The organism is Nonomuraea angiospora, from assembly GCF_014873145.1.
GTDB classification, from domain to species: Bacteria; Actinomycetota; Actinomycetes; order Streptosporangiales; family Streptosporangiaceae; genus Nonomuraea; species Nonomuraea angiospora.
Genome location: NZ_JADBEK010000001.1, coordinates 10,399,065 through 10,423,369, shown reverse-complemented (window position 1 = coordinate 10,423,369; position 24,305 = coordinate 10,399,065). Strand labels below are relative to the sequence as shown.

Annotated in this window: 24 protein-coding genes; 12 read left to right on the top strand and 12 right to left on the bottom strand. The window is 70.8% G+C overall.

Features of this window, described 5'->3' with window-relative positions; genetic code table 11:
* Nucleotides 1-21: 21 nt before the first annotated feature.
* From fdhD to H4W80_RS48085, 5 genes are all read left to right on the top strand, one after another.
* Nucleotides 22-882, top strand: coding sequence for a formate dehydrogenase accessory sulfurtransferase FdhD (gene fdhD, locus H4W80_RS48105; RefSeq protein WP_192791174.1), 861 nt, complete (start codon nucleotides 22-24; stop codon nucleotides 880-882).
* A 456-nt stretch (nucleotides 883-1,338) separates the two neighbouring features.
* Nucleotides 1,339-2,253, top strand: coding sequence for a metal ABC transporter substrate-binding protein (locus H4W80_RS48100; protein WP_225964068.1), 915 nt, complete (start codon nucleotides 1,339-1,341; stop codon nucleotides 2,251-2,253).
* On the top strand, nucleotides 2,250-3,029 hold the full coding sequence (locus H4W80_RS48095; RefSeq protein WP_192791173.1) for a metal ABC transporter ATP-binding protein: 780 nt from the start codon (nucleotides 2,250-2,252) through the stop codon (nucleotides 3,027-3,029). Before H4W80_RS48100 ends, H4W80_RS48095 begins: the two co-directional genes overlap by 4 nt.
* Nucleotides 3,030-3,057: 28 nt before the next feature.
* A complete protein-coding gene (locus tag H4W80_RS48090) occupies nucleotides 3,058-3,930 on the top strand; it encodes a metal ABC transporter permease (protein WP_313047587.1) in 873 nt (290 codons plus the stop codon).
* Nucleotides 3,927-4,304 carry a Fur family transcriptional regulator gene (locus tag H4W80_RS48085; RefSeq protein ID WP_192791172.1) on the top strand — a complete coding sequence of 126 codons (378 nt, stop codon included), beginning with the start codon at nucleotides 3,927-3,929 and terminating at the stop codon, nucleotides 4,302-4,304. The genes H4W80_RS48090 and H4W80_RS48085 overlap by 4 nt, the downstream gene beginning before the upstream one ends.
* 61 nt (nucleotides 4,305-4,365) lie before the next feature.
* Here the strand turns inward: H4W80_RS48085 and H4W80_RS48080 are convergent, their stop codons facing one another.
* Nucleotides 4,366-5,292 (bottom strand): DMT family transporter, encoded by a 927-nt coding sequence (locus tag H4W80_RS48080; RefSeq protein ID WP_225964067.1) that lies wholly within the window; start codon nucleotides 5,290-5,292, stop codon nucleotides 4,366-4,368.
* A gap of 92 nt (nucleotides 5,293-5,384) precedes the next feature.
* Between H4W80_RS48080 and H4W80_RS48075 the strand changes: the two genes are divergently transcribed.
* Nucleotides 5,385-5,912 (top strand): CGNR zinc finger domain-containing protein, encoded by a 528-nt coding sequence (locus tag H4W80_RS48075; RefSeq protein WP_318787646.1) that lies wholly within the window; start codon nucleotides 5,385-5,387, stop codon nucleotides 5,910-5,912.
* Nucleotides 5,913-6,497: 585 nt separating this feature from the next.
* Here the strand turns inward: H4W80_RS48075 and H4W80_RS48070 are convergent.
* Nucleotides 6,498-6,734: a hypothetical protein gene (locus H4W80_RS48070; RefSeq protein ID WP_192791169.1), complete on the bottom strand. Its 237-nt coding sequence runs from the start codon at nucleotides 6,732-6,734 to the stop codon at nucleotides 6,498-6,500.
* Nucleotides 6,731-7,837 carry an alpha/beta hydrolase family protein gene (locus H4W80_RS48065; RefSeq protein ID WP_318787397.1) on the bottom strand — a complete coding sequence of 369 codons (1,107 nt, stop codon included), beginning with the start codon at nucleotides 7,835-7,837 and terminating at the stop codon, nucleotides 6,731-6,733. The genes H4W80_RS48070 and H4W80_RS48065 overlap by 4 nt, the downstream gene beginning before the upstream one ends.
* 363 nt (nucleotides 7,838-8,200) lie before the next feature.
* On the opposite strand from H4W80_RS48065, the gene H4W80_RS64055 reads away from it, so the two are divergent.
* Entirely contained in the window at nucleotides 8,201-8,878 is a 678-nt protein-coding gene (locus tag H4W80_RS64055; protein ID WP_318787396.1) for a PaaI family thioesterase, read from the top strand.
* Between the two features lie 39 nt (nucleotides 8,879-8,917).
* On the opposite strand, the gene H4W80_RS48055 is transcribed toward H4W80_RS64055, so the two are convergent.
* Complete coding sequence (locus H4W80_RS48055; protein WP_192791167.1) at nucleotides 8,918-9,295, bottom strand: YybH family protein; 378 nt, start codon at nucleotides 9,293-9,295, stop codon at nucleotides 8,918-8,920.
* Between the two features lie 61 nt (nucleotides 9,296-9,356).
* Here H4W80_RS48055 and H4W80_RS48050 point away from each other — a divergent pair, with 61 nt between their 5' ends.
* Together H4W80_RS48050 and H4W80_RS48045 are read left to right on the top strand one after the other, a co-directional pair.
* Nucleotides 9,357-9,740, top strand: a complete 384-nt coding sequence (locus H4W80_RS48050) for a winged helix-turn-helix transcriptional regulator (protein ID WP_192791166.1) — start codon at nucleotides 9,357-9,359, stop codon at nucleotides 9,738-9,740.
* 159 nt (nucleotides 9,741-9,899) lie between these two features.
* Nucleotides 9,900-10,754: an LLM class flavin-dependent oxidoreductase gene (locus tag H4W80_RS48045; RefSeq protein ID WP_192791165.1), complete on the top strand. Its 855-nt coding sequence runs from the start codon at nucleotides 9,900-9,902 to the stop codon at nucleotides 10,752-10,754.
* A gap of 12 nt (nucleotides 10,755-10,766) precedes the next feature.
* Here the strand turns inward: H4W80_RS48045 and H4W80_RS48040 are convergent, their stop codons facing one another.
* The 4 genes from H4W80_RS48040 to recO all read right to left on the bottom strand — a co-directional run bounded on the left by H4W80_RS48040 (nucleotide 10,767) and on the right by recO (nucleotide 14,812).
* Nucleotides 10,767-11,528 carry a phosphotransferase family protein gene (locus H4W80_RS48040; RefSeq protein WP_192791164.1) on the bottom strand — a complete coding sequence of 254 codons (762 nt, stop codon included), beginning with the start codon at nucleotides 11,526-11,528 and terminating at the stop codon, nucleotides 10,767-10,769.
* Between the two features lie 42 nt (nucleotides 11,529-11,570).
* Nucleotides 11,571-13,196, bottom strand: a complete 1,626-nt coding sequence (locus tag H4W80_RS48035) for an ABC transporter permease (protein ID WP_192791163.1) — start codon at nucleotides 13,194-13,196, stop codon at nucleotides 11,571-11,573.
* Between the two features lie 111 nt (nucleotides 13,197-13,307).
* Complete coding sequence (locus tag H4W80_RS48030) at nucleotides 13,308-14,081, bottom strand: isoprenyl transferase (RefSeq protein WP_192791162.1); 774 nt, start codon at nucleotides 14,079-14,081, stop codon at nucleotides 13,308-13,310.
* Nucleotides 14,078-14,812 (bottom strand): DNA repair protein RecO, encoded by a 735-nt coding sequence (gene recO / locus H4W80_RS48025; RefSeq protein WP_192791161.1) that lies wholly within the window; start codon nucleotides 14,810-14,812, stop codon nucleotides 14,078-14,080. The genes H4W80_RS48030 and recO overlap by 4 nt, the downstream gene beginning before the upstream one ends.
* 140 nt (nucleotides 14,813-14,952) lie before the next feature.
* Between recO and H4W80_RS63110 the strand changes: the two genes are divergently transcribed.
* Together H4W80_RS63110 and H4W80_RS63105 are read left to right on the top strand one after the other, a co-directional pair.
* On the top strand, nucleotides 14,953-16,470 hold the full coding sequence (locus H4W80_RS63110; protein ID WP_192791160.1) for a CDP-alcohol phosphatidyltransferase family protein: 1,518 nt from the start codon (nucleotides 14,953-14,955) through the stop codon (nucleotides 16,468-16,470).
* Nucleotides 16,467-17,189 carry a DUF5941 domain-containing protein gene (locus tag H4W80_RS63105; protein ID WP_192791159.1) on the top strand — a complete coding sequence of 241 codons (723 nt, stop codon included), beginning with the start codon at nucleotides 16,467-16,469 and terminating at the stop codon, nucleotides 17,187-17,189. The genes H4W80_RS63110 and H4W80_RS63105 overlap by 4 nt, the downstream gene beginning before the upstream one ends.
* 493 nt (nucleotides 17,190-17,682) lie before the next feature.
* Here H4W80_RS63105 and H4W80_RS48010 read toward each other — a convergent pair whose 3' ends face one another.
* Both H4W80_RS48010 and H4W80_RS48005 read right to left on the bottom strand, forming a co-directional pair.
* Nucleotides 17,683-18,846: a methyltransferase domain-containing protein gene (locus H4W80_RS48010; RefSeq protein WP_192791158.1), complete on the bottom strand. Its 1,164-nt coding sequence runs from the start codon at nucleotides 18,844-18,846 to the stop codon at nucleotides 17,683-17,685.
* Between the two features lie 278 nt (nucleotides 18,847-19,124).
* A complete protein-coding gene (locus H4W80_RS48005; protein ID WP_192791157.1) occupies nucleotides 19,125-19,307 on the bottom strand; it encodes a DUF397 domain-containing protein in 183 nt (60 codons plus the stop codon).
* A gap of 144 nt (nucleotides 19,308-19,451) precedes the next feature.
* On the opposite strand from H4W80_RS48005, the gene H4W80_RS48000 reads away from it, so the two are divergent.
* On the top strand, nucleotides 19,452-20,843 hold the full coding sequence (locus H4W80_RS48000) for a glycoside hydrolase family 16 protein (RefSeq protein WP_192791156.1): 1,392 nt from the start codon (nucleotides 19,452-19,454) through the stop codon (nucleotides 20,841-20,843).
* 5 nt (nucleotides 20,844-20,848) lie between these two features.
* Here the strand turns inward: H4W80_RS48000 and H4W80_RS47995 are convergent, their stop codons facing one another.
* Both H4W80_RS47995 and H4W80_RS64050 read right to left on the bottom strand, forming a co-directional pair.
* Nucleotides 20,849-21,832: an isopenicillin N synthase family dioxygenase gene (locus tag H4W80_RS47995; RefSeq protein ID WP_318787395.1), complete on the bottom strand. Its 984-nt coding sequence runs from the start codon at nucleotides 21,830-21,832 to the stop codon at nucleotides 20,849-20,851.
* Between the two features lie 75 nt (nucleotides 21,833-21,907).
* Nucleotides 21,908-24,253 carry a GH1 family beta-glucosidase gene (locus H4W80_RS64050; protein WP_192791155.1) on the bottom strand — a complete coding sequence of 782 codons (2,346 nt, stop codon included), beginning with the start codon at nucleotides 24,251-24,253 and terminating at the stop codon, nucleotides 21,908-21,910.
* Nucleotides 24,254-24,305 lie beyond the last annotated feature (52 nt).

Below are 24,305 nucleotides of genomic sequence, written 5' to 3'. Positions count from 1 at the left end.
CTCGGGCCGAGAGGAGCGCTCGTGTCTAGGGTCGCGGTGAAACGGCGGATCCTGCGGATCAAGGACACCGCCCGCATCCCCAAGATCGACTCGCTGGCCGCCGAGGAGCCGCTGGAGATCCGCCTCGACGGCACGCCGCTGACGGTCACCATGCGCACGCCCGGCGACGACTTCGACCTGGCCGCCGGGTTCCTGGTCAGCGAGGGGGCCGTCGGCTCGGCGGACGACCTCGACACGATCCGCTACTGCGCGGGCGCGACGGTGGACGGCGGGAACACGTACAACGTGCTCGACGTGCGGCTGGCACCCGGCGTGGCCGCGCCCGCGCCGCGCAACTTCTACACCACGTCCTCCTGCGGCGTCTGCGGCAAGGCGTCGCTGGAGGCGGTACGCACGGTGGCTCGCTGGAGCGCCGCGGACGACCCGGTCGAGCTGGCGCAGCCGACCGTCGCCACCCTGCCGGACCGGCTGCGCGCGGCCCAGCGGGTGTTCGACCGGACCGGGGGCCTGCACGCGGCCGGCCTGTTCACGTCCGACGGCGAGCCGCTGTGCGTGCGCGAGGACGTGGGCCGGCACAACGCGGTGGACAAGCTGCTCGGCTGGGCCCTGCGCAACGACCGGCTCCCCCTGCGGGGGACGGTGCTGATGGTGTCGGGCCGGGCCTCGTTCGAACTGGTGCAGAAAGCGGTCATGGGGGGCATCCCCGTGCTCGCCGCGGTCTCGGCGCCGTCGTCGCTCGCGGTCGAACTGGCCGCGGAGGAGGGGCTGACGCTCATCGGGTTCCTGCGCGGGAACTCGATGAACGTCTACACGGGCGAGCGCCGCCTGAGCATCACCTCGGGCGCCGGCTATGGCTCGGCCGGCGCGCACTCACCGGGGTGATGGCGGGATGCCGCACGGCGCCCTGGCCCCCAGCCGCCGTCGGCATCCCCTCTGCGCTTATGGCCTCCGCTCCGCGGAGGCGGGCTCGGTCGCCCCGAGCCGCCGCCTTCCCTCGTCGCTCCAGTCGCTACGCTCCCTACGCTCCTCAGTCCAGGCGACGGCGCTCCCTCGCGCGCTTATGGCCTCCGCTCCGCGGAGGCGGGCTCGGTCGCTCCGAGCCGCCGCCTTCCCTCGTCGCTCCAGTCGCTACGCTCCCTACGCTCCTCAGTCCAGGCGACGGCGCTCCCTCGCGCGCTTATGGCCTCCGCTCCGCGGAGGCGGGCTCAGTCGCCCCGAGCCGCCGCCTTCCCTCGTCGCTCCAGTCGCTACGCTCCCTACGCTCCTCAGTCCAGGCGACGGCGCTCCCTCGCCGGGGGATTTTGACAACCATTTTCATTTTGGCGCATACTGACTCACATGATGTCAGGATTTTCCCGGTCGTACGCTGTCGGATTGCTGGCCGGAGCCACCCTCCTCACCACCGCTGCCTGCGGATCCGGCTCCGCCGAGACCGCCGCAGGGGGCAAGCCGGAGGTGGTCGCCGCGTTCTACCCGCTCCAATGGCTGACCGAGCAGGTGGGAGGATCCGACGCGCACGTGACCGTCCTGACCGCCCCCGGCGTCGAACCGCACGACCTCGAGCTGAGCATCCAGCAGGTGACCGAGATCCAGAAGGCGGCGCTCACCGTCTACATCAAGGGCGTCCAGCCCGCCGTGGACGACGCGGTCGACGCCGAAAAGAGCTTCGACGCCGCCACGGCCGTCACGACCCTGCCCGCGAGCGGGCACGAGGAGGGCGAGGAGGAGCACGGCCACGAGGTCTCGTACGACCCGCACCTCTGGCTGGACCCCACCCGCCTGGCCACCGTCGCCACCAAGCTCGGCGAGCGCCTGGCCGCCGCCGACCCGGCGCACGCGCAGGCGTACAAGGACCGCGCCGCCAAGACGGCGGGCGCGCTTGGAACGCTCGATCAGGAGTTCGCCAAGGGCCTGAGCACGTGCAGAACCAAGTCGCTGGTCACGGCGCACGAGGCGTTCGGCTACCTGGCGGACCGTTACAAACTCAAGCAGGTCGGCATCACACTCGACCCCGAGACCGAGCCGTCGCCCGCGCGCATCTCCGAGGTGGCCAAGCTGGCCAAGGCCGAGGGCGTGACCACGATCTTCACCGAGTCCCTGGTCAGCCCCAAGGTGGCCGAGGTGCTCGCGAACCAGGTGGGCGCGAAGACCGCCGTGCTCGACCCGCTGGAGAGCCGACCCTCCGGCGATTACCTCTCAGCCATGCGCGATAACCTCAAAACCCTACAAACAGCACTGGGGTGTACGGCATGAGCGAAACGGCCTTCGCGATGACCGACGGCCGGGTCTCCTTCGATGGCAAGCCCGTCCTGCGGGGGATCGACCTGACCGTCTGCCCGGGCGAGGTCGTCGCCCTCCTGGGGGCCAACGGCTCGGGCAAGTCGACGCTGGTCCGCGCGCTGCTCGGCCTCACGCCGCTGACCGGCGGCTCGACGCTGATGTACGGGTCCCCGCCGGGCAGGTTCCGCGACTGGTGGCGCATCGGCTACGTGCCGCAGCGGCTGCAGGTCGGGGGCGGCGTGCCCGCCACCGTACGCGAGGTCGTGGCCTCGGGCCGGATCGCCAGGCAGAGCCGGCTGCGCAGGACCAGCCCGGCCGACAAGGCCGCCGTGGCCGGCGCGCTGGAGGCCGTCCGGCTGGCCGACCGCGCGAACGACCCCGTCCAGTCGCTGTCCGGCGGCCAGCAGCAGCGGGTGCTCATCGCGCGGGCGCTGGCCGGGGAGCCGGACACGTACGTGATGGACGAGCCGACGGCGGGCGTGGACGCCGACACGCAGCAACTGCTGGCCGACACGCTGGCCGGGCTGGTGCGCGACGGCAAGACGGTGGTGCTGGTCGCGCACGAGCTGGGGCCGCTGGAGCCGATCATCACGCGCGGCGTGGTGATCCGCGAGGGCCGCGTCGCGCACGACGGCAGGCCGCCGCGCCCGGAGGGCGACTGCGCCCGGCCGGGCCACGAGCATCAGCATCCGCACGCGGCCACACCGGCCGCGGGGCCGTTGACCGGCTGGCAGGGGGAGGCGCCGTGAACGGCGGCCGATGGGGGGAACCGCGATGATCATGGATCTGCTCCAGGAGCAGCTCTTCCAGCTCGCCCTGGTGGCCGCGCTGCTGGTGGGCCTGTGCGCGCCCGCCGTGGGGACGTTCATCGTGCAGCGCAGGCTGGCGCTGCTGGGTGACGGCATCGGCCACGTGGCGCTGACCGGCGTCGCCCTCGGCTTCCTGACCGGCACCACGCCCGTGCTCACCGCCGTGATCGTCTCCGTCGTCGGGGCGGTGGCCATCGAGCTGGTCAGGGCGCGCGGGCGGACGAGCGGCGACGTGGCGCTGGCGCTGCTGTTCTACGGCGGGATCGCGGGCGGCGTCATGCTCATGGCCATCGCGCCGGGCGGCAGCAACGCCAAGCTGAACTCCTACCTGTTCGGCGCCATCGCCAGCGTCACGGTCCAGGACATCTGGGTCATCGCCGCGCTGGCCGTGGCCGTGATCGGCGTGGTCGTGGTCTTCGGCAGGGAGCTGTTCGTGCTCTGCCAGGACGAGGAGATGGCCAGGGCGAGCGGCCTGCCGGTCCGCTTCCTCAGCCTGCTCATCGCGGTCACCGCCGCGCTCACCGTCGTGATCGCGATGCGCGTGGTGGGCCTGCTGCTGGTCAGCGCGCTGATGGTGATCCCGGTGGCCACCAGCCAGCAGCTCACCCGGGGGTTCCGGACGACGATGGGGCTGGCCATGCTGTTCGGGGTGCTCGCCTCGGTGGGCGGCCTGCTCGCCTCCACCTACTCGGCCAAGGTGCCTCCCGGCGCGGCGATCGTGCTTCTTGCTCTCGCCGGCTTCGTCCTGGCCCTCGGTGTCGGTAAATTCGTACGCCGAGGCCGTACCCAGGAGTCGACAGTGAGCGAGCGACCGAAGATGCGCGTGGAGGAGGTCGCATGACGACAAGACGCGACGCCGTGCACGACACCCTCCGCAGGAGCGAGGGGTTCCGCAGCGCGCAGGACGTCTATGCCGAGATGCGCCTGCACGGAGCCAAGATCGGCCTGACCACCGTCTACCGCGCCCTGCAGGCGCTGGCCGACGGCGGGCAGGTCGATGTGCTGCGTACGGACGAGGGCGAGTCCGTCTACCGCGCGTGCGCCAGCGACGTCCATCACCACCACCTGGTCTGCCGCCGCTGCGGCCACACGGTGGAGGTGGCCGGCCCCGCGGTCGAGCGGTGGGCCGAGGCGGTGGGCAGCGAGCACGGCTTCACCGAGATCACCCACACCGTCGAGGTCTTCGGCACCTGCGCCGCCTGCTCCAAGGGCTGACCGACGTCAGCTGGTGGGGGCCTTCGGCACCTGCGCCGTCTTCTCCAGGGGCTGACCGGCGTCAGCCGGCGGCCTTCGGCACCTGCTCCTTACGGGTCTCTTTCCGGCGGGTCTCGGCGGGCTGCGGCGACCGGGTGCGGGAGCCGTACAGGACTCCGAGGACGATCACCGCGCACCCGGCGAGCTGCAGCGCCGACGGCCGCTCGCCCAGCACCACCGCGGACAGCGCGACCGTCGTCATGGGCTGGACGAGCAGCAGCAACGCGGTGAGCGCGGCCGGCTGACGCGGCAGCGAGAACGTGATCAGCGACCATCCCAGCACCTGCGGCCCCAGCGCGAGCAGCAGCAGCCACCCGTGCGCCGGCCAGCTCGGCATGAGGTCGGCGCCGCCGAAGAGCGGGCTCAGCAGGGCGATGGCCACGGTGGCGACCACCGTCGCGTGCGCCAGCGGCCCCACCGACCGCGCCGGCCCGGCCTTCATGAGCAGCAGGAACGCCGCGTACGAGATGGACGTGGCGATCCCGGCCAGCACTCCCATGACCGGATCGCGCCCGTAGGCGGCGCTGTCGAACACCCCGGAGATGAGCACCACCCCCGCGAACACGACCGGCGTCGCGACCATCAACCGGGAGGACGGCCGCTCCCCGAACAGCGCCCAGGCCGCGAACGCCACCAGGAACACCTGCAGATTCCCCAGCACGGTGGCCAGCCCCGCGCCCACGTAGTCGATCGCGTGATGCCAGAACAGCAGATCGAGCGCGAACACCACGCCCGCCAGCCACGCCAGCACCATCCCCTTCCGCGGCAGCGGCCCGAGCCTGCGCCGCTCCAGCCAGGCCAGCACGATCATGGGCGGCACGGCGTACGCGCAACGGAACAACGCGGACGTGGCAGGCGATACACCTGAGAGCCGAACCAAGGGGGCGGAGGTGGAGATGATCAGTGCACCGACGATCGCGATCAGCACGATACGGCGATGTGCACTCATAGAAACCCCCGTACGGCCATGCAGGAGATACAGTGCGACCACGCTAGAACCCGGCGCGGACAGGAGTCAACATGCCGTTTGGCCATGACATGGTGCATTCTTTGGCCACCGTTGTCGAGCTGGTCAACACCTCGCCCTCCACCGGGGGCGACGAGGGCCTGGCCGGCCTGGCCGAATTGCAGGCGTTCGTGGAGTCCCGCCAGATCAGCGGCGTCACCAAGCTGACGCCCCGCGACCTGGGCCAGGTGCGGATCGTACGGGAGGCGTTCCACCGCGTCTTCACCGCCCCCGACCAGCCCACGGCGGTCCGCACCCTGAACGCCCTGCTCGCCGAGACGCGCATCACGCCCCGGCTGACCGAGCACGACGGCCACCCGCTGCACGTGCACTACTTCGCCGCGGACTCCACCCTGGCGGAGCACGTGGCGGCCGACTGCGGCGTCGCCCTGGCCCATTTGCTGGTGGAGGGCGAGGTCGAACGCCTGCGCACCTGCTCGGCCCCCGACTGCGACCGCGTCTTCGTCGACGAGTCCCGCAACCGGTCCCGCGTCTACTGCGACAGCCGCACGTGCGGCAACCGCATGCACGTAGCCGCCTACCGCGCCCGCCGCCGCGCCTGACCTCACGGAAAGCCCGGGACTCCCGGGGGAAGCTCGGGGGTCCCGGGGGGAGCTCGGGTAACCCTGGGGGGAACGGCTCGGTCCTCGCACTGAGGCGCGCTACGCGCGATGGAGCGCTCGGGCAGCGCCCTGTGGGGGCAAGCCCCCACACCCCCAAGCGGGGACCTGCCGGTCCCCGCACCCCTCGGACGCGACCCCGCTCACCGAACCTCGACAACGGCACCCCGACGGGCACAGCAGGAATCGGATTGCGATTTCCGCAACCAGAACATGAGATTCATCCATGGCCGGGGACACGCCAGCACGAGTACGTCAACTGATAGCGGAAGGCGGCCTGACCCAAGCCGAATTCGCCGTCAAGGCAGGGCTTGATGCTCCAAAATGTTCAAGTCGTAGTCGGGTGTCCGAAGATTAACATCGCTGGATCTTGCCAGAGTCGCCGACAGGGCGGTCCGAGCACGTCTGGGGTGACCAGTGCGCAGGCGGCGGCGAAATAACCCCGGGGGCGGCGTCGGAGAGGCCCAGGATGACGCCCTGGCTGAGGCCGACCGGAAGCGCGCGCAGCGCCGTGGCCAGGCGCTCTGCCTACCGCGGGGTGACGGCGGCCCCCTTGTGCGTTCTGCCGGGCAGCAGCGTAGTCAGGCGTTCCTCGTGGGCCCGGACGGAGGCGGCGAGTTTGGGCGCCAGTTCGGGGTCGCGCAGGGCCAAATCCTGCAGGCTGACCTCGAACGACAGGTGGCGCGACGCGTCCGGGTCGTCGCACAGGCGGCGATAGTGGCGGGCGAAGACCTCCACAGAACCACAGGCTTGGCGCGTTCTCATTGACAGCTCTTCGCCGGCGGTGAGCAGAATTGGACCTCGGGGTAGCGCGGAGAGGGCTTGTCGAGCACAGGTTGTGGCCTGCCTCGCAAATGCAGGTCGAGGAAGGCCCGGACGAACTTACGAGTGATGTCCAACGAGCGGGTTCCCTTCAGGTCGCCGCCGAGGTCTACGCCGAGTTGCCGAAGCAGCATGTCGTAGTCAGTGAAGGACGGGTGCACCGCCCCCTTCACCACCAGCCAGCGTTTCCACCCGGTCAGGTGCTCCCAGTCACGTTTCCACGTGCTGTCGCCTGCGGGGGCGCCCATCAGCATGAACGGTCGCGCGAGTCCGCTCTTGGGGATCGGGAGGAACATGCTGCCGTCCATGTTGATCCCGGCGCGCACCCGGGAGTCCTTCAGCATGGTCTCCGGGGCGGCAGCCCCTCCGATGGACTGGCCCGCCATCGCGACCCGGGCGGGATTGATCAGGGAGGCGCCCTTCCACTTGGGGTGTGAACCGATCAGCTGGTCGAGCACGAAGGAGATGTCGACCGCCCGGTTCCGGATCACCTTTTGACCGAAGTCGTCGGCGTTGACGTTCTCGCAGGCGGCGCAGGTGGTGACCCGCCCGTCGGGGAAGGTGGTGGCGAAGTTCTCGTAGGTGTGATCGATGCTCGCCACCACGTAGCCTCTGCTCGCCAGATCCTCGCCCAGGCCCGTGAGCGAACTGCGAGGCCAGGTGAAGCCGGGCGACATCACCACGAGCGGCAAGCTGTGGCGGCGTCCCGCCGGCTCGGCGTCGACGAAGGCGTTCGTCCGTGTCCGGCTCAGCCCATCTGGCGGTATGTTCTCCAGTTCCTTTATCCCCGAGCCTTTCAGGAGCAGCGCCGACTCCTTGGGTGTGACGTACGGCGCACGCTGCCCGTCGCGTGCCGCCGTCGGGTACCACAGGGAGATCATGAGCTCCCTCGTCTTGGCCGTGGGAATCCACGGGTCGGGGCGGGAGGTGTCGGTCAGGTGCAGGGATGTCGTGCCGACCTGGTGGGGGCCGGTCGGCTTGGGCAGGAACGGCGTGCTGATCGCCGCTGCAGCGGCGGGGGCCGGCGCTGAGAAGGCGGAGGCCACGAGGGCGAGCAGCCCTGCGACAGTGGCCAGAAGCGCCGGTCTTCTCCGTGCCGGGCAGGTGTTGTCATGTGGCATGGGGTTGATCTTGTGGCTTGGGCTCGGCGCGGGCATCGACCGAAGGGACAGTGGCCGCTGTTTCCCAGCCGTACTTTCGACTGATTCCAGGCGTTTCGTCAGGCCCGTACATATGATCCAACGGCGCGCGGAGTGGATCAGGCGGCTTGTGGCGAGGGGGGAGCTCTGCGGGGCTGGCCGACCTCGTTGATCTTGACGGGTGTCGGGTGATATAGGTGAATTGGTGCGATTCCAAGGTGCGGCGGCGACAGTCCGCCGGTCCCGCCGCGCACGGCGGGACGACTCGGTGTGATTCCGGGCCACGCGGTGACACCCCGCCACCTCTCGGGCCTGCTCAGCGCCCCTGACGGGTTCGATCTGCCCGAACGGCGCCGGGCCGAGCACGGTACGGACGTACTGGCATCCAGGCTTACGGCTGAGACCCGCCACGGATCGACCCTCGACCAGATCCAGCCCGGTACGCGGGTCGACATTCGCGATGACACCGACCGGCAGGGAGACATGAGAGACCAGACGGAACAGCAGGCAAGCCCCGAAGTGCAGGCGCGCATCAGGAGCAGCTTTGAACGGCAGGGGCTGATGCGCCATCTCGGTGCCCGCATAGTCCACATCGCACCAGGATGTGTGCACATCGTGCTCCCCAACCGGCCGGAGGTCACCCAGCAGCACGGCTACATCCACGCGGGAGCCACCAGCGCCATCGCGGACAGCGCAGGCGGGTATGCGGCGTTCACGCTGTTCCCGGAGAACACCTCGGTGCTCACCGTGGAGTACAAGATCAATCTCCTGGCGCCCGCCGAAGGCGATCATCTCGAGGCCGTGGGGATGGTCCTGAAAGCCGGACGAACGCTGACCGTGTGCACGCTGGAGGTGTTCGGCGTCCAGGACGAGCACCGGACGCTCGTCGCGACGGGCCAGCAGACGCTGATGTGCGTGAACCACAGATCCGAGCAGCCGGCCCCTTGATTCCCGACCGCCGGGACCAAGGCCAGTAGATCGCCGCCGTCATGCCACGCCGAAAGGGTTGTCGATGACGTACCGCCAGCGCCCGTCCCTTCCGCGGCGGGCGACGTCGGTGGCGGTGCCCTCGATGTGGACCTGCTGCCCGTCCCGGTCCATGCCGTCGATGACCCAGTCCACGATCAGCAGGGCCGTGTCGTCCGCGGTGTAGACATGCCGCGGCCGGACGGTGATCGGCAGCCCGAGGGCCATGAATCGGGCGTTGGCGGCCTGGGCCTGCGGGCCGGTCAGCGGGGAGCCGGGCTCGGGGACGAACACCGCCCCACCCTCGTAGACCTCGGCCACGGCCGCCGGGTCGCCGGTGTTGAAGCGGTCGGCGAACACGGCGGGCACGTCCTCGGGGCGTTCGGCGAGTTGGCGCATCCTGCACGTCCTAACAGCAGGTAGAAATCGGGTGGACGCGGAAACGCTAGGAGGCGCCCTCGTGACTCACCAAACGGTTGGCCACCCCGGTCTGCCCGACGATCCTCGGGCCGAGGTCATCGAGCCGGATCCGTCGTGTCCGGTGGAGATCGCGCTCGCGGCGCTGCGCGGGCGGTGGACGACCCTCGTGATCCGCGAGCTGCTGCGGGGTGAGCGGGGGTTCACGGAGCTTCGCCGGGCGCTGCCGGAGTTGTCGGACAAGGTGCTGTCCGATCGGCTGGCGCAGCTCGCCGAGGCAGGGGTGGTCGAACGCCGCCGGAGGTCCGGGTGGCCGCCCCGTACGCACTATCGGCTCACCCCGCACGGGCGCCGCCTCGGGCCCGTCCTCCAGGCGCTCTGGGACTGGGGCGCCCAGCAGGATCCTGCCGAGAGCAATCGCGGGTGAGCGCGGCTTTGCCCGAGCGGCGGGGTTGCCCTAGAGTGAGGATCACTCTGATCAGGAGCTCCCCAGAAGTTCGCCGCAGAACGGGAGCCCTGCCTCCCCCATCGTGGAGGTCCTGGAGGGGCGGCATCGATTCCGCATGCCCCTTCACGGAGGTACTTCATGAACGTCGGCCTTGGCCTGCCCATCAGCGACCCCGCCGCGCTCCTCGACTGGGCCCGGCGCGCTGATGCCGGCCCCTTCACCACCCTCGGTCTCCTCGACCGCCTCGTCTACGACAACCCCGAGCCGCTGATCGCCCTCGCCCTCGTCGCCGGGGCCACCACCCGCGTACGCGTCCAGACCGAAGTCCTGCTCGCGCCCCTGCGCGAGCCCGCCCTGCTGGCCAAGCAGGCCGCGACCCTGGACCGGATGTCCGGCGGGCGGCTGGTGCTGGGGCTCGGCGTGGGCGGCCGCGAGGACGATCACCTCGTCGCGGGCACCGACCTCCGCACCCGGGGACGGCGGCTCGACGAGCAGATGGCCGTCATGCGGCGGCTGTGGTCCGGCGAGCCGTACGGTGACGGCGCCGGCATGATCGGGCCGCTCCCCGCCCGGCCGGGCGGGCCCGAGGTGCTCTTCGGCGGCTTCCAGCCGGCCGCGCTGGCGCGGGTCGCGCGCTGGGGCGACGGGTTCCTCGCCGCCGCCGCGCCGTCGTGGGCCGGCGGGCTCATCGACACGGTCCGGCAGTTCTGGCGGGAAGCCGGGCGCTCCGGCGAGCCCCGCATCGTCGCCCAGGTGAACGTCGCGCTCGGCTCCGAGGACGTCGTCACCGACGCCCGTACGGCGATGGGCGCCTATTACGAGTTCACCGGCATGGCGGAGCGGATGGTCTCCGGGATGCTCACCACGCCCGGGCAGATCCGCGAGTGCGTCGCACAGTATGCGGAGCTCGGCGTGGAGGAGGTCATGCTCTACTGCTACGGCAGCGACCCGGGCCAGGTGGACCGGCTGGCGGACGTGGTCAGCGCCCTTTGATCAAAAGAAGCCCTACAGCAGGGCCAGCATCCGGTCCGCCTGCGCGGGCCGGATCTCCCCGCGGCAGCGCAGCAGCCAGTAGAGCGCGAGCAGGCGCCGGCACTCCATGAGCCTGGCCGCCTCCTCGGCGGTCAGCTCGAACCGGTCGAGCACGGCGGTCAACCCGGCCGGATCGTTCTCCCAGACCGAGATGTGCTCGGTGACCTCGGCCAGCTCGAACGCGAGGTCGCTGCGCCCGGAGTACTCGAAGTCGACGACCCGGACCCGGGTGCCGTCCCACAGGTAATTGGACAGGTTCCCGTCACCGGTGCCGAACACCGGCGTGCCCGGCTGCGCGAACCTCGCCTCCAGGCCCGGCCCGGCCACCCAGTCCGTGGCCGCGCGGAGGGCTTCGGCGGTCGCGGGTTCGGGGGTGGCCGCCGCCGCCCATTCGCGTACGGTCGAAAGGAGATGGACCGGGTGCCCGGCACGCGCCGGCACCCGGTCGAGCACCCCGGACGGGATCGAGCGCTGGACGCCGGTGATGGCCTCGGCCAGGGCGTCGACGAGTTTCCCCGCGATCTCGCCGCTCACCGTCGTGCCGTCCAGGCGCGACATCACCACGGTCGGCGGGTCGGCCGCCAGCTCGGCGGTCACCGGCGCCGGGGCCAGGCCGGGATCGTGCTCGCCCAGCAGCTCCAGGGCGCGCCATTCGCGTTCGGGCTCGCCGTAGCCCGACGACCGGTATCGCTTGATCACCACGTCGGACCGCAACTCGATGGAATGGCCGCCCATGCGCTCTCCGATCTTGTCGAGTGGGACGACATGCTAGGCCATTCAGCCGAAGTCGCGGCGGCGCAGAGCCGTGAGGGCGCCGCCGACGAGCAGCGCGGTGAGCGCCGTCAGCGCGAGGGCGGGGCGCACGTCGAAGGGCGTTCCGAGCATCGGGTTGGGGATGTAGTGGAACGGCTCCAGCGGGGTCCCGTGCCACAGCCCGTACAGGGGGCTGACGACCTTGCCGAGCCCGGCGGTCAGCAGCCAGACGGTCCAGGAGATCGCCACGCTCGCCCTCGGCAGCAGCCCGTACGCGAGCACGCAGACCGCCCCCACGCACCAGGCCGCCGGCACGGCGCTCAGCGCCCCCGCCAGGAAGCGGGGCAGGTCGTGGGCGAGATCGCCGACGAGCAGCGAGTACAGCGCGCCGAACACGAGCCCGGCGACGGCCATCAGCGCCGCCGTGCCGAGCCCGGTCACGACCAGGTGACCGGCCGCCCAGCGCAGGCGGGTCAGCGGAGTGGACTGTACGGTCTCCGCGCGGCCCGAGGTCTCCTCCGAACGCAGCCGCACCGTCATGAGCACCGGGTAGAGCGCGACGGCGTAGGCGATGACGAGGATCAGGTACCACGAGTACGCGCCCAGCGCGATGCCGGTGTCGGACACTCCGAGGAGGTTCGTGATGCTCCGCACCACGAGGCTCGGCCGCGAGAGCAGGTCCTGGGCGAGCGGGCTGAGCGCGGCTCCGGCCGCGGCGAAGCACGCGACCCCGGCCGCCCACTTGGCCAGCAGGGCGCGGTGCAGCCGCCAGGCCAGGCTGATCGGGCCGCGCAGCTCCGGCGCCGACGCCCGGCCCAGGCGCTCGGGCAGCAGGCCCTCGCCGAGGTCGCGGCGGTCGAGCAGCCGGTACGCGACCGCGTACAGGACCACGCTGACCAGCACCGACACCCCGAGCAGCCACCACCGCTCGTCCTGGTACGCCCGCACCAGGTGGCTCCAGCCGATCGGCGACAGCGCCTTCAGCCAGTACTGTCCGGTCGCGTCACCGGCGTACCGCATCACGTAGGCGGCGCCGAGCGCGGCCAGGCTGATCGCGGTGGCCGTACGGGCGCTGCGCGCGAGCTGCGCGGCCACCGCGGCGACGGCGCCGAACACCCAGCCCGCGACCGTGATCGCGGCCCCGTAGGCGATGGTCCCGACGGGCTCGAACCCCATGCCGACGAGCACGGCCCCGGTCAGCACCCCGCCGGCCAGGCTGATCCCGCCGGCCACCAGCAGGGCGGCGGTCAGCGGCGCGTGGCGGCTCACCATGCCGGCGCGGACCAGCTCGGCCCTGCCCTCGTCCTCCTCCCTGCGCGTGTGGCGCACGACCGACATGAGGGCCGCGAGCGCGCTCGCCACGTACAGGAACCCGCCGCTGCGCCACGTCGCGATCACCTCCAGCCGCGGCTCGATGAGGCCGCCGCCGAGCGCGCGCAGGAAGACGTTCCTGGCGGCGAGTTCGACGTAGGTGAGCTTCAGCTCGTACGTGCCCATGGCCCGGTTGACGTAGGACACCAGCGCCAGGGCCAGGGCCACGATCAGGAGGATCCACCAGGGCGCGATGCCCCGCTCGCGGCGCAGCGCCAGGCGGACGAGGTGGCCGGTGCCCGCCAGGGCGCCCGGCCGGCCGTTTCGTGCGTCAGCCATCCGGCATCAGCTCCTACTCACAAGTACAGCCAACTGTTCCGGTGAACAGCAGGCTATACCCGCGTATAGGCGACAGCCAGCCCTGGGCCCCGATCCCGAGATCGGGGCAGGTCAGACCGGGTTGGGAAGCGCCCCGCCGTAGCGCCTGTCGCGCTTGGCGAAGACCTCGCAGGCCTCCCACAGATCCCTGCGGTCGAAGTCGGGCCACAGCCGGTCGAGGAAGACCATCTCGGCGTAGGCGGACTGCCACAGCAGGAAGTTCGAGAAGCGCTGCTCCCCCGACGAGCGCACGAACAGATCCACCTCGGGGATCTCCGGCTCGTCCAGGTAACGCGCGAACACCTTCTCGTTGACCTTGGACGGCTTGACCCGCCCGGCCGCGATGTCCTCGGCCAGCCTGACCGCCGCCTCGACGATCTCGGCCTGCCCGCCGTAGTTGACGCAGAACTGCAACGTCAGCTTGCTGTTGCCGACCGTCATCTCCTCGGCCGCCTGCAGCTCCGAGATGACGCTCTTCCACAGCCGCCCCGGCTTGCCCGCCCACCGGACGCGCACGCCCATGGCGTTGAGCTCGTCGCGCCGCCGCCGGATCACGTCACGGTTGAACCCCATGAGGAAGCGGACCTCGTCGGGCGACCGCCGCCAGTTCTCCGTGGAGAACGCGAACGCGCTCAGATAGGGCACGCCCAGCTCGAGCGCCCCTTCGATGACGTCGAACAGCGAGGACTCGCCCGCTTTGTGCCCCTCGATGCGGGGCAGGCCGCGAGCCTTGGCCCAGCGGCCGTTGCCGTCCATGATGATCGCGACGTGCTTGGGCACCAGGTCGCGCGGGATCGGCGGGGGCGTCGCGCCCGACGGATGCGGGGTCGGAGGTCGTACGTTCACACAGGCTCCCTTTCGACGTGTCGGAGAGAGCGTATTCCGTGTTCGAGGTGCCATTGCAGATATGCGGCAACGAGCCCGCTGCACTCACTCCGGTGGCGCTGCTCCGAGGCGTCGGCGGTGGCCCAGTCGCCACGCAGCAGCGCCGTCATGAGCCCGATGGTCTCCCCCGCGGGCACGGCCGAGCCGGCCGGCCGGCACGCCCCGCACACCACGCCCCCCGCGACGATGGCGAACGCCCTGATCGCCGGTGCCCGGCACTTGGCGCACGCGTCGAGCGCGGGAGCGTAGCCGGCCACCGCCAGCGAGCGCAGGAAGTACGCGTCCAGGACCAGCCGGGCCTCGTGCTCGCGCTCGGCCAGCGTGCGCAGCCCGCCCACCAGCAGCAGGAACTGCCGCAGCGCCGGCTCCTTCTCCCCGTGCGTCAGCCGGTCGGCGGTCTCCAGCATCGCGCTGCCCGCGGTGTAGCGGGGATAGTCGGCGGTCAGCGCCTCGCCGTAAGGTCTGAGGGTCTCCGCCTGCGTGACGACGTCGAGCGTACGGCCGACGTGGAGCTGCAGGTCGACGTGCGTGAACGGCTCCAGCCTGGCGCCGAAGCGGGACTTCGTGCGGCGCACGCCCCTCGCCACTGCCCTGATCTTGCCCGTACGCTTGGCCAGGATGGTGACGATGCGGTCGGCCTCACCGAGCTTTTGTGTGCGTAGAACTACGCCTTCGTCACGGTAGAGACTCACTCGGACATCTTACGGCCGCACCGAAGCGACGTTACGGGCATGCTCTGGTGACGCGACTTTACGTCACCCTCACTAGACTTTGACGTCTGTCCCCGGATTACCCGTTGTTCAACCCCCCGCTACCGCCTCGAAAGGGAGTCATGACCCGCGTGGTCCTGCTGGGCGCCTCGCCCGGCCCCGACACCTCTCCGACCGGCCTGAGGCTGGCCGCGCTGCCCGGCAATCCCACCGTGGCCGAACGCCTGCGCAGCCAGCTCACTTCCCTGGATCCGCGGCTCGCCACGATCGAGTCAGGCGACGTGGCCGCCGCCCTGCGCGCGCTGGCCGACGTCGCGGAGACCGCGACGGAGAACCTCTTCATCATCCCGGAAAACTCCGTCGTCCACGACGAGCTGATCTACCAGATCACCAAGGCCAAGCGCGGCGCGCTGGCGCTGGTCGCCAAAGAGCCGCGGCCGGAGGTGACAGAGGAGGAGCAGGAGGCGCAGGAGGACGCCGTCCCCATCGACGAGGCCGAGCCCGAGATCGGCCTCGGCCGCCTCGAGGGGCTGCCCATCCGCTCGCGCGTCGGCAAGTCGCGCGTGGTCTCGGTGGGCACCGCGCGCCACGCCGTGACCAGGCCCAACGCCATCCTGCTCGGCCCGCTGCACGTGAGCGCGCGCAACGCGCCCGTGCTGGCGCAGACCTGCCGCGAGCTGGCCGCGATGGCCGGCACGTTCGGCGAGGACGACGACCTGGTGCAGCTGATCGTGTTCGGCCTGGTGCGCAACGGCGTGTCGGTCGGCATCAGGGGCCGGCGCGACCTGTTCTACCGCCGGGTCACGACCCAGGAAGAGGTCAACGAGGCCGGCGCCGAGATGTCCGGCATGAACGAGGACCGGGCCAGGCTCAACAACGCGGTCAAGGGCGCCGACGGCTTCTTCACCACGTACTTCGTCTCCACCTACTCCCGCTTCATCGCCCGCTGGGCGGCCCGGCGCGGGCTGACCCCCAACCAGGTGACGCTGATCTCGATCGCGCTCGGCGTGGCCGCCGCGGCCTGCTTCGCCACCGGCGACCGGCCGTGGATGGTGCTGGGCGGCGTGCTGATCTACTTCGCGTTCGTGTTCGACTGCGTGGACGGGCAGGTGGCCCGCTACGCGCGCAAGTTCGGCGTGCTGGGGGCCTGGCTGGACGCCACGTTCGACCGGTTCAAGGAGTACGTGGTCTTCGCCGGGCTCGCCGTCGGCTGGGTCGTCTCCGGCAACAGTGACGACATCTGGATCCTGGCGCTGGCCGCGATCGGCCTGCAGTCCGTACGCCACCTGCTCGACTTCTCCTTCGGCGTCGCCAACCGCCGCAAACCCCCGTCCCCGCTGCCCACGCTGGCACTGGACGCGCCCGACGACCGCGACCTGCGTCAGGCCCTCACGCGCCGCAAGGTCGAGCGCAGCCAGGGTCTGCGGGGCGTGCTCAAGATGTGGACCAAGGCCGGCAAGTTCCGCGCCGTCCACTGGGCCCGCAAGATGATCGTCTTCCCCATCGGCGAGCGGTTCGCGGCCATCGCGATCACCGCCGCCCTCTTCGACGCCCGGATCACCTTCATCACCCTGGTGATCTGGGGCTCCGTCGCCGCCGCCTACACGCTCACCGGACGCCTCATGAGGTCGCTCGTATGATCACCCAACCGCAGGCCATGGCCACCCCCACGCCGGACCCCGACGAGGAACGCCGTCGCATCCAGACCGCCCGCCTGCTCGCCTACCGTGACGACGGCCCGCTCGCGCACGCCCTCACCGGCAAGCTCGGCAAGGGCCTGCCCCCCGTCCCCGCCACGCTCGTGGCCCTCCTGGCCGTCGTCGCCTTCCTGGTGACCGGTCTGCTCGACCAGGGCGGCCCGATCCTGCTCCTGCCCGTCGCGACCACGCTGCTGCTCGTGCTGCCGACCACGCCGCGCGACCACCTGGGCCGCTTCGACTGGCTCACCCCGCCGCTGCTGCGCGGCACCGAGTTCCTCGCCATGATCGCCATCGGCCTGGCCGCGGACGCGCCCAAGTGGCTGCTGTTCGTGCTCGTCTACGTCGTGGGCTACCACACGTACGACACCGTCTACCGGACCCGGCAGAGCATCTGGCCGCCCGCCTGGGTGTTCCACGCGGGGCTGGGCTGGGAGCTGCGCCTGCTGGTCATCGGCCTGGGCGCCGCGCTCGGCATCCTGACGCCCGTGCTGGCGGTGCTGACGGCGTACCTCTTCGTGCTGTTCGCGGTGGAGAGCGTGACGAGCTGGGTCCGCCTCGACAAGGCCTCCGCCCAGGCGGGCGCCGACGCCGAGCAGGACCTCGAGGCCTCCCCCGAGGACCAGCTCGAACAGGCCACCGGCGAGGCCGAGAAGGGCTGACCCCACCCGCGGCCCGGCCTGCCGACACCCGCCCCGAGCACGAAGGGCTTCCCTGAGGGAGCGCTTCGCGCTCGGGGCTCAGGCGTTCTTATGGGGGCGCCTTCCGGCGCAACCCCCGCGCCTGCGGCGCCATCGCGCAGCCCACCCCTTGACCGACGAGGCGGTGGGCTGGCTGACACCCACCCAGACCAACCCGCCTCCGGCCACCCATCGGCCAGGACGCAACACCGCTGAACGGCAACCCGACGACCTGCCGTAGGCTGCCGCCCCATTCCGCGATCAGGCCAGAACTGCTGGTCGGGTCCGGCACGCTTTTGTTCCTCGTGCTGCCCACGACGTAAGACCGCTGACGGTCGAGCCGCTGGATCATGCTTAGGCATCTCGATGATCTGGACGACCGACAGCGGCTCGGCCGGCGACCAGGTCAACGTCGCGCTTGGCAGGGCGAGCACGACGGATTGGATCTCGGCCTCAGCGCCTGATTTGGGGCAACCTATCTTCCGTGTGGCAATGGGCGCTGAATCGCGCGCCCTGGGGAATCGAGCCAGATCCGCTGCCCGCCGGGTGTGACGGTCATGCCGAATCTGTCGCGGCCTGGCTCTCCCCAGCTCACCCAGCGGAAGTAGGCGTCTGTGACCTCGTCCCACAGGGGACGGTCGCCGAGCTGGTACACCTCATATTCCTGATGACCGGGCGCGTAGGTGATCAGCGTCCAGACGCCAGGATCGCTCTGGTCCATCACCCATAGAAAGAGCTGCTCGCCCTCCTCCTTGAAGGTGACCTGCAAGCCCGTGAGGGCGGCCATCGCGAGCAACGCGCCTGCGGGAGCATAAGCGATCGTGCGCGGGTCGATCCGGGTGGTGAGGTCCTGGCCGTTACCGTCGTCCGGGATGGCATCGGGCGGGCGCTGGGAGCGCATCATCATGTACGCCGCGAACCCCGGGAACCGGCCATGGGCGATGCCGTCCGGCATCACGGTGAGCCGCAGCCCGTGTCCGTTTCCGAGTCCCGGGCAGTACGGCAGCACGATCACGCCGCCAGGCCTGGTCTGCTCGAGCCAGGCATAGGGCACGATGCGGACGCCACACGTGACGTGAACCCGGTCGAACGGCGCACGGTCCGGGCAGCCCTTCGCGCCGTCACCAATGATCATGTGTGGCTGGGCTCCGGCCGCGGCCACGTTCTTGGCCGCCTGCTCGGCGACGGCCTCGTCCACCTCGATCGTCGTCACCGCCCCGTGCTCGCCGACGAGATGCGACAGCAACGCGGCGGTCCAGCCGGTGCCGGTGCCGACCTCCAGCACGCTCTGTCCTGGCACCGGATCCAGCCATCCCAGCAGGTCCGCGACCGTGCTGGGCGCGGATGCCGAGGAGGTGGGGTCGTTCGAGCCCGGCATGATCTCGCCTGCCCCGTCGCTGACCTGGGTGACGATCACGGAATCGCTGTAGACGGCGTTCCACCATGTTTCCGGGTCGGCGTCACGGTCGATGATCTGCTCGACCTCTGCGGCGCCGAGAAGAGCTTGCGCATACCCGGGAATGAAGGGATGGCGGGGCACAGCCCGCATCGCGTCGAAGATGCGTTCAGTACGTTGAGCGGCCGGCGGAATTTCCGAGATCATCTGCTCGATCCGCTGCCCAACGTTCTGCGGTGTCACTTCTTACTGCCGCCGTGCTGGCCGCCACTTGGGTTTTTGTCACCTTGCTGAGGCTTGACCGGCTCCGGTTTGAAGGGCTTGTCCTTCTTCTTGTCACCTTCGTGCTTGCCCACGCCGGGGCCTCCCATCATCAAAGCGACTTCTCAGCGTGACCATAAGACTACGTATCGGTATGGGCAAGTGGCTGTTCCGACAAGGCTCACTACCTCGCCGTCCACCCCACGTGGGGTCGATGACGTGGTCCACCGGCAGGCGCCCCGCCCCCTTTGTCGATCCGGCTAGAAGTCGAACTCGCCCTTGCTCATCCCGTCCCTGAAGGCCGCCCACTCCGACCCGGTGAACACGAGGACGGGCCCCGCATCTTTGTCCTTGCTGTCCCGCATGGCGACGCGGCCTCCGGAGAGCGGGGCCACCTCGACGCAGTCACCACCGTTGTCGCCCGACGCGCGGGCCTTGCACATCCGCCGGCCGCGGCGCGAGCGCGGTGGGACTTCTACAGGAGAGCGCTCCCTACAAGGACTCGGCGTTGACAGCAGGTAAGGACTGTGCTGACATCGGCCCAGAGAGCGCTCTCTCTCAAGCCCCCCACCCCCCAGGGAGCAACGATGACAACAGCCCTCCGGCACCGGCGCCGGCGCCGACTGGCGGCGGTGGCCGTGGCGCTCGCGGCGCTCAGCGGCCTGCTCGTCAACGTGGCCGTCAGCGCCTCGGCCGCCGTCCCGCCCACCCCCTCCGGCTGGTCGCTGGTCTGGTCGGACGACTTCGACGGCGCCGCCAACACGCCGCCCTCGTCGGCCAACTGGATCGTCGACACGGGGCACTCCTACCCCGGCGGCCCGGCCAACTGGGGCACCGGAGAGATCCAGAACTACACGTCCAGCACCTCCAACCTCAGCCTCGACGGCACGGGCAACCTCCGCATCACGCCGCAGCGCAGCGGCTCGGGTGAGTGGACCTCGGCGCGCGTCGAGACCAGGCGGGCCGACTTCAAGCCCGCCGACGGCCGGATCCTGCGCATCGAGGGACGCATCCAGATGCCGAACGTGACCGGCGACGCCGCGCTGGGCTACTGGCCGGCGTTCTGGGCGCTCGGCGCTCCGTACCGGGGCAACTACTGGAACTGGCCGGGGATCGGCGAGTTCGACATCATGGAGAACGTCAACGGCATCAACGCCGTCTGGGGCGTGCTCCACTGCGGCGTCAACCCGGGCGGGCCGTGCCAGGAGACCACCGGCCTCGGCGCCAACCGCGCCTGCCCCGGCTCGACGTGCCAGGCGGCCTTCCACACCTACCGCTTCGAGTGGGACCGCAGCGTGAGCCCCAACCAGCTGCGGTGGTACGTGGACGGGCAGCAGTTCCACAGCGTGAGCCAGTCGCAGTTCGACGCGGCGACCTGGTCCAACATGACGGGGCACGCGGGCTACTTCCTGCTGCTCAACGTGGCGATGGGCGGGGCGTTCCCCAACGCGCTCGGCGGCCAGACGCCCACGGCGGCGACCGTGCCGGGGCGGCCGATGCTGGTCGACTACGTGGCGGTGTGGCAGAGCGGCAGCGGCACCCCTCCGACCAACCCGCCCGGAGGCGTGGACGCCCGTTCGACGATCCAGGCCGAGCAGTACCAGGCGCAGTCGGGCACCATCGTCGAGACCACCACGGACACCGGCGGCGGCCAGAACGTCGGAGCGATCGCCAACGGCGACTGGCTCCGGTTCGACGGCGTGAACTTCGGGACGGAGGCCGCCCGCCAGTTCAGGGCCAGGGTGGCGTCCGGGGCGGCGGCCGGGGTGAGCGGGCTGGTGCAGGTCCGGCTGGACAGCCCCACCGCCGCTCCCATCGGGGACTTCGCCCTCGCCAACACGGGCGGGTGGCAGAGCTGGCGTACGGTGCCGGCCAACATCTCGGGCGTGACCGGCACGCACACCGTCTATCTGACCTTCAGCAGCGGTCAGCCCGCGGACTTCGTCAACGTCAACTGGTTCACGTTCTCGACCAGCTGAGGCGCTCAGAGCCGCTCGAAGAGGCGTGGGAAGACCTTGGAGACCTTGGACAGCAGGTACTCGCCATAGGTGCCGGTGAAGTCGACCTGGCCGTCCCAGCGGTGGCCGGAGGCGTACGGCAGCGGCGGTACCTCGCTGTCCCAGCCGGGGTCGAAGAAGAACGGGAAGCTCAGGCGCTCGTTGCCGCTGCGGTTGCGCACCCGGTGCGGGGTCGAGCGGTAGTGGCCGCCGGTGAGCTTGTCGAGCATGTCGCCGATGTTGCAGACGAAGGTGTTCTCCAGGGGCGGGGCCTCGGTCCAGCCGCGCGGGGTGCGCACCTGGAGGCCGCCGTTGGCGTCCTGGAGGAGGAGGGTCAGCAGGCCGTAGTCGGTGTGCTCGCCGACGCCCCAGGTGTCGGGGTCGTCCGGCGGGGCGGGCGGATAATGAAATATCCGGAAAAGCACGGTCGGCTGGGCCGTGTAGCCGGAACGGAAGTAGTCCTCGTCCAGGCCGAGGCTCAGGGCGATCCCCGACATGACGGCCTGGGCTAGCGCGGTCATCGTGCCGAGGTAGTCGAGCACGGCGTCGCGGAGCTCGGGCACCTGGGCGGGGAACAGGTTCGGGCCGTGCAGCGGCAGCGGGCCCGGCGGCTCCTCGGCGCCGAAGTAGATGCCCTCCTTCAGGTCGGGCCGCCCCGAGGTCAGCTCCCCGCCGACCGGGAAGAAGCCGCGCCAGGCCTTGCCTCCCCGTTCCATGGAGATCTCGGCCTTCACCGCTTCGGGCAGGGCGAAGAAGCGCCTGCCGGCGGCGTCGAGCCGGCGCGGGAGCTCCGGCGGCACGCCGTGGCCGGAGACGTAGAAGAAGCCGCTGTCCCGGCACGCCTCGCCGATCGCCTCCGCCACGACGCGCTTGGCGAGGTCAGCGGCGGCCCGGTCAGCGGCGGCCCGGTCGGAGGCGGCCCGGCCGGAGGTGAGGAGGGGCGAGACGTCGATCACCGGCAATTCGCTCACGCCGTCATTTTGGCATCCGCCCTCTCCCCGTACCCGCTCCCAGCGCCCCGGCCACGCGCCCTCAGCCCGCGCGGCTCAGCTCGACTCCCTGACCACGAGCCGGGTCGGCAGCACCACGGAGGTGGTGTGACGGCCCTCCAGCCGCGACAGCAGCAGCCGGGCGACGGCCAGCGCCTGCTCCGCCAGCGGAACCCGCACGGTGGTCAGCCCCGGCGTGGTGGCCGAGGCGGCGTCGATGTCGTCGAAGCCCACGATCGCCAGGTCCTCGGGCACCCGGCGGCCCAGCTCCCGCGCGGCCTGCAGCGCCCCGATGGCGAGCTGGTCGGTGGCGGCGAACACGGCGTCCAGCGCCGGCTCGTCGCCGAGGAGCTGCCGGGCCGCCGCCGCGCCCGAGGCGCGGGTGAGGTCGGCCAGGGCCAGTAACGGCTGCGCGCCCGCCCGCTGCAGCGCCGCCCGGTGCCCGGCCAGGCGGTCCTGGACGGCGACCAGGTCCATCGGGCCGCAGATCATGCCGATGCGACGGCGCCCGCCCGCGAGGAGGTGCTCGGTGGCGGAGGCGGCGCCGCCGGCGTTGTCCACGTCCACGTACGGCACCAGCGAGGCGACGGCCGGCTTGCCGAGGAGCACGATCGGCACGTCCGTACGCGAGAGCCGCTCGGCCAGCGTGTCGCCCCGGTCGGGCGGCAGCAGGACGACGCCGTCCACCAGCCGGGCCTCCGCCTGCTGGACGATGCGCCGGTGGCTCTCGGCCGTGTCGGCCAGCATGAGCGTGATCTGCTTGCCCGCACCCTCCAGCATGCTGGTGACGTACTGGACGACGGCGGCCGTCAGCGCGTCCCCCTGCCTGGGGACGGACAGGACGAGGGCGATGGCGTTGGTCCGCCGGGTGACCAGGCTGCGGGCGGCGGCGTTGGGCACGTAGCCGAGCTCCTTGACGGCCCGCATCACCGCCGTGCGAACCTCGGGGCTCACCGACGCCTCGCCGTTGACCACCCGCGAGACGGTGGCGCGGGAGACGCCGGAGCGGGCGGCGACGGTCTCCAGGGTGGGCCGCTTGGGCCGGGTCTCGGTGAGGCCGTTGCGCCGGATGACGTCGCGGTACCACAGCGCGCTGTCCTTGGGCCGCCGTTTCTGGGTGGCGAAATCGACGTGCACGAGGCCGAACTTCCGCTGGTAACCCTCGGTCCACTCAAAATTGTCGAGCAGGGTCCAGACGAGATATCCGCGAACGCGGGCGCCGTCCTCGACGGCCGCCAGCAGGGCCCGCAGGTGCTCCTCGACGAAACTGATGCGCTCGACGTCGTGAATGCCGTCCCCGGTCACCACGTCGACGAAGTCGGCGCCATTCTCGGTGACCATCAGATCGAGCTCCGGATATTCCGCGGAAAGGCGCCGCAGCACCAGCGAAAGGCAATTGGGCACGATCGGCCAGCCCATCGCGGTGACCGCCGTCGGAATCGTGCAGAACAGCACGCCCTCGCTTCCCGGATAGGCCGGGGCGGCGGGCTCGCTGGGCTGGGCCTGCACCACGGAAGGCGAGTAGTAATTGATGCCGAGCAGGTCGAGGGGCTGGGCGATGAGGTCGAGGTCGCCGTCGCGGATGTGGCCGAGGCCGCCGTTGCGTTCGATGATGGGCAGGATCTCGGCGGGGTAGGAGCCGCGCAGCATCGGCTCCAGAAACTGCCGGTTGGCCAGGGCGTCGATCCTGGCCACGGCCTCGGCGTCCTCCTCCGACAGCTGCCTGTCGAAGTCGCTGACCTGGGCGGGCGTCAGGACGGGCGAGATGTTGAGCACCGTCCCGACCCGGGCCGCCCCACCGGAGCGCAGGGCCTGCGTGGCCAGCCCGTGCGCCAGCATCATGTGGTGGGCGCTCTGGAACGCCTCGGCGGGCGATTTGCGGCCCGGCGCGTGGCTTCCGTCGCCGTATCCCAGGAAGGCCGCCACCCAGGGCTCGTTCAGCGTGAACCAGGTGTCGACCCGGTCGCCGAGCCGGCCGTGCACGGCGGCGGCGTAGTCGGCGAAACGGCGGGCGGTGTCGCGGGACGGCCAGCCGCCGAGCTCCTCCACCGCCTGCGGCAGATCCCAGTGATAAAGGGTCGCATAAGGCGTGATGCCGGCCGCGAGAAGCGCGTCGGTCAGCCGGTCGTAAAAGTCGAGGCCGGCCTCGTTCACCTTTCCCGAGGCGTCGGGGAAAACCCGCGGCCAGCTCACCGAGAACCGGTAGGCGGCCATTCCCAGGTCTTTCATCAACCGCACGTCTTCGGGATAGCGGTGGTAATGGTCGCAGGCCTCGGCGCGGTCGGCGGAGAAGACGTCCCAGATGGACGGCCCCCGGCCGCCGGCGGACGTGGCGCCCTCGATTTGAAAGGCCGAGGTAGAGACTCCCCACACGAAACCCTCGGGGAAGCTTGCGGTGCTCATTCTGGCGGAACCCTCCGATGACTGTCTGCCCGCTTAGTCTCCCGCGTGCCGC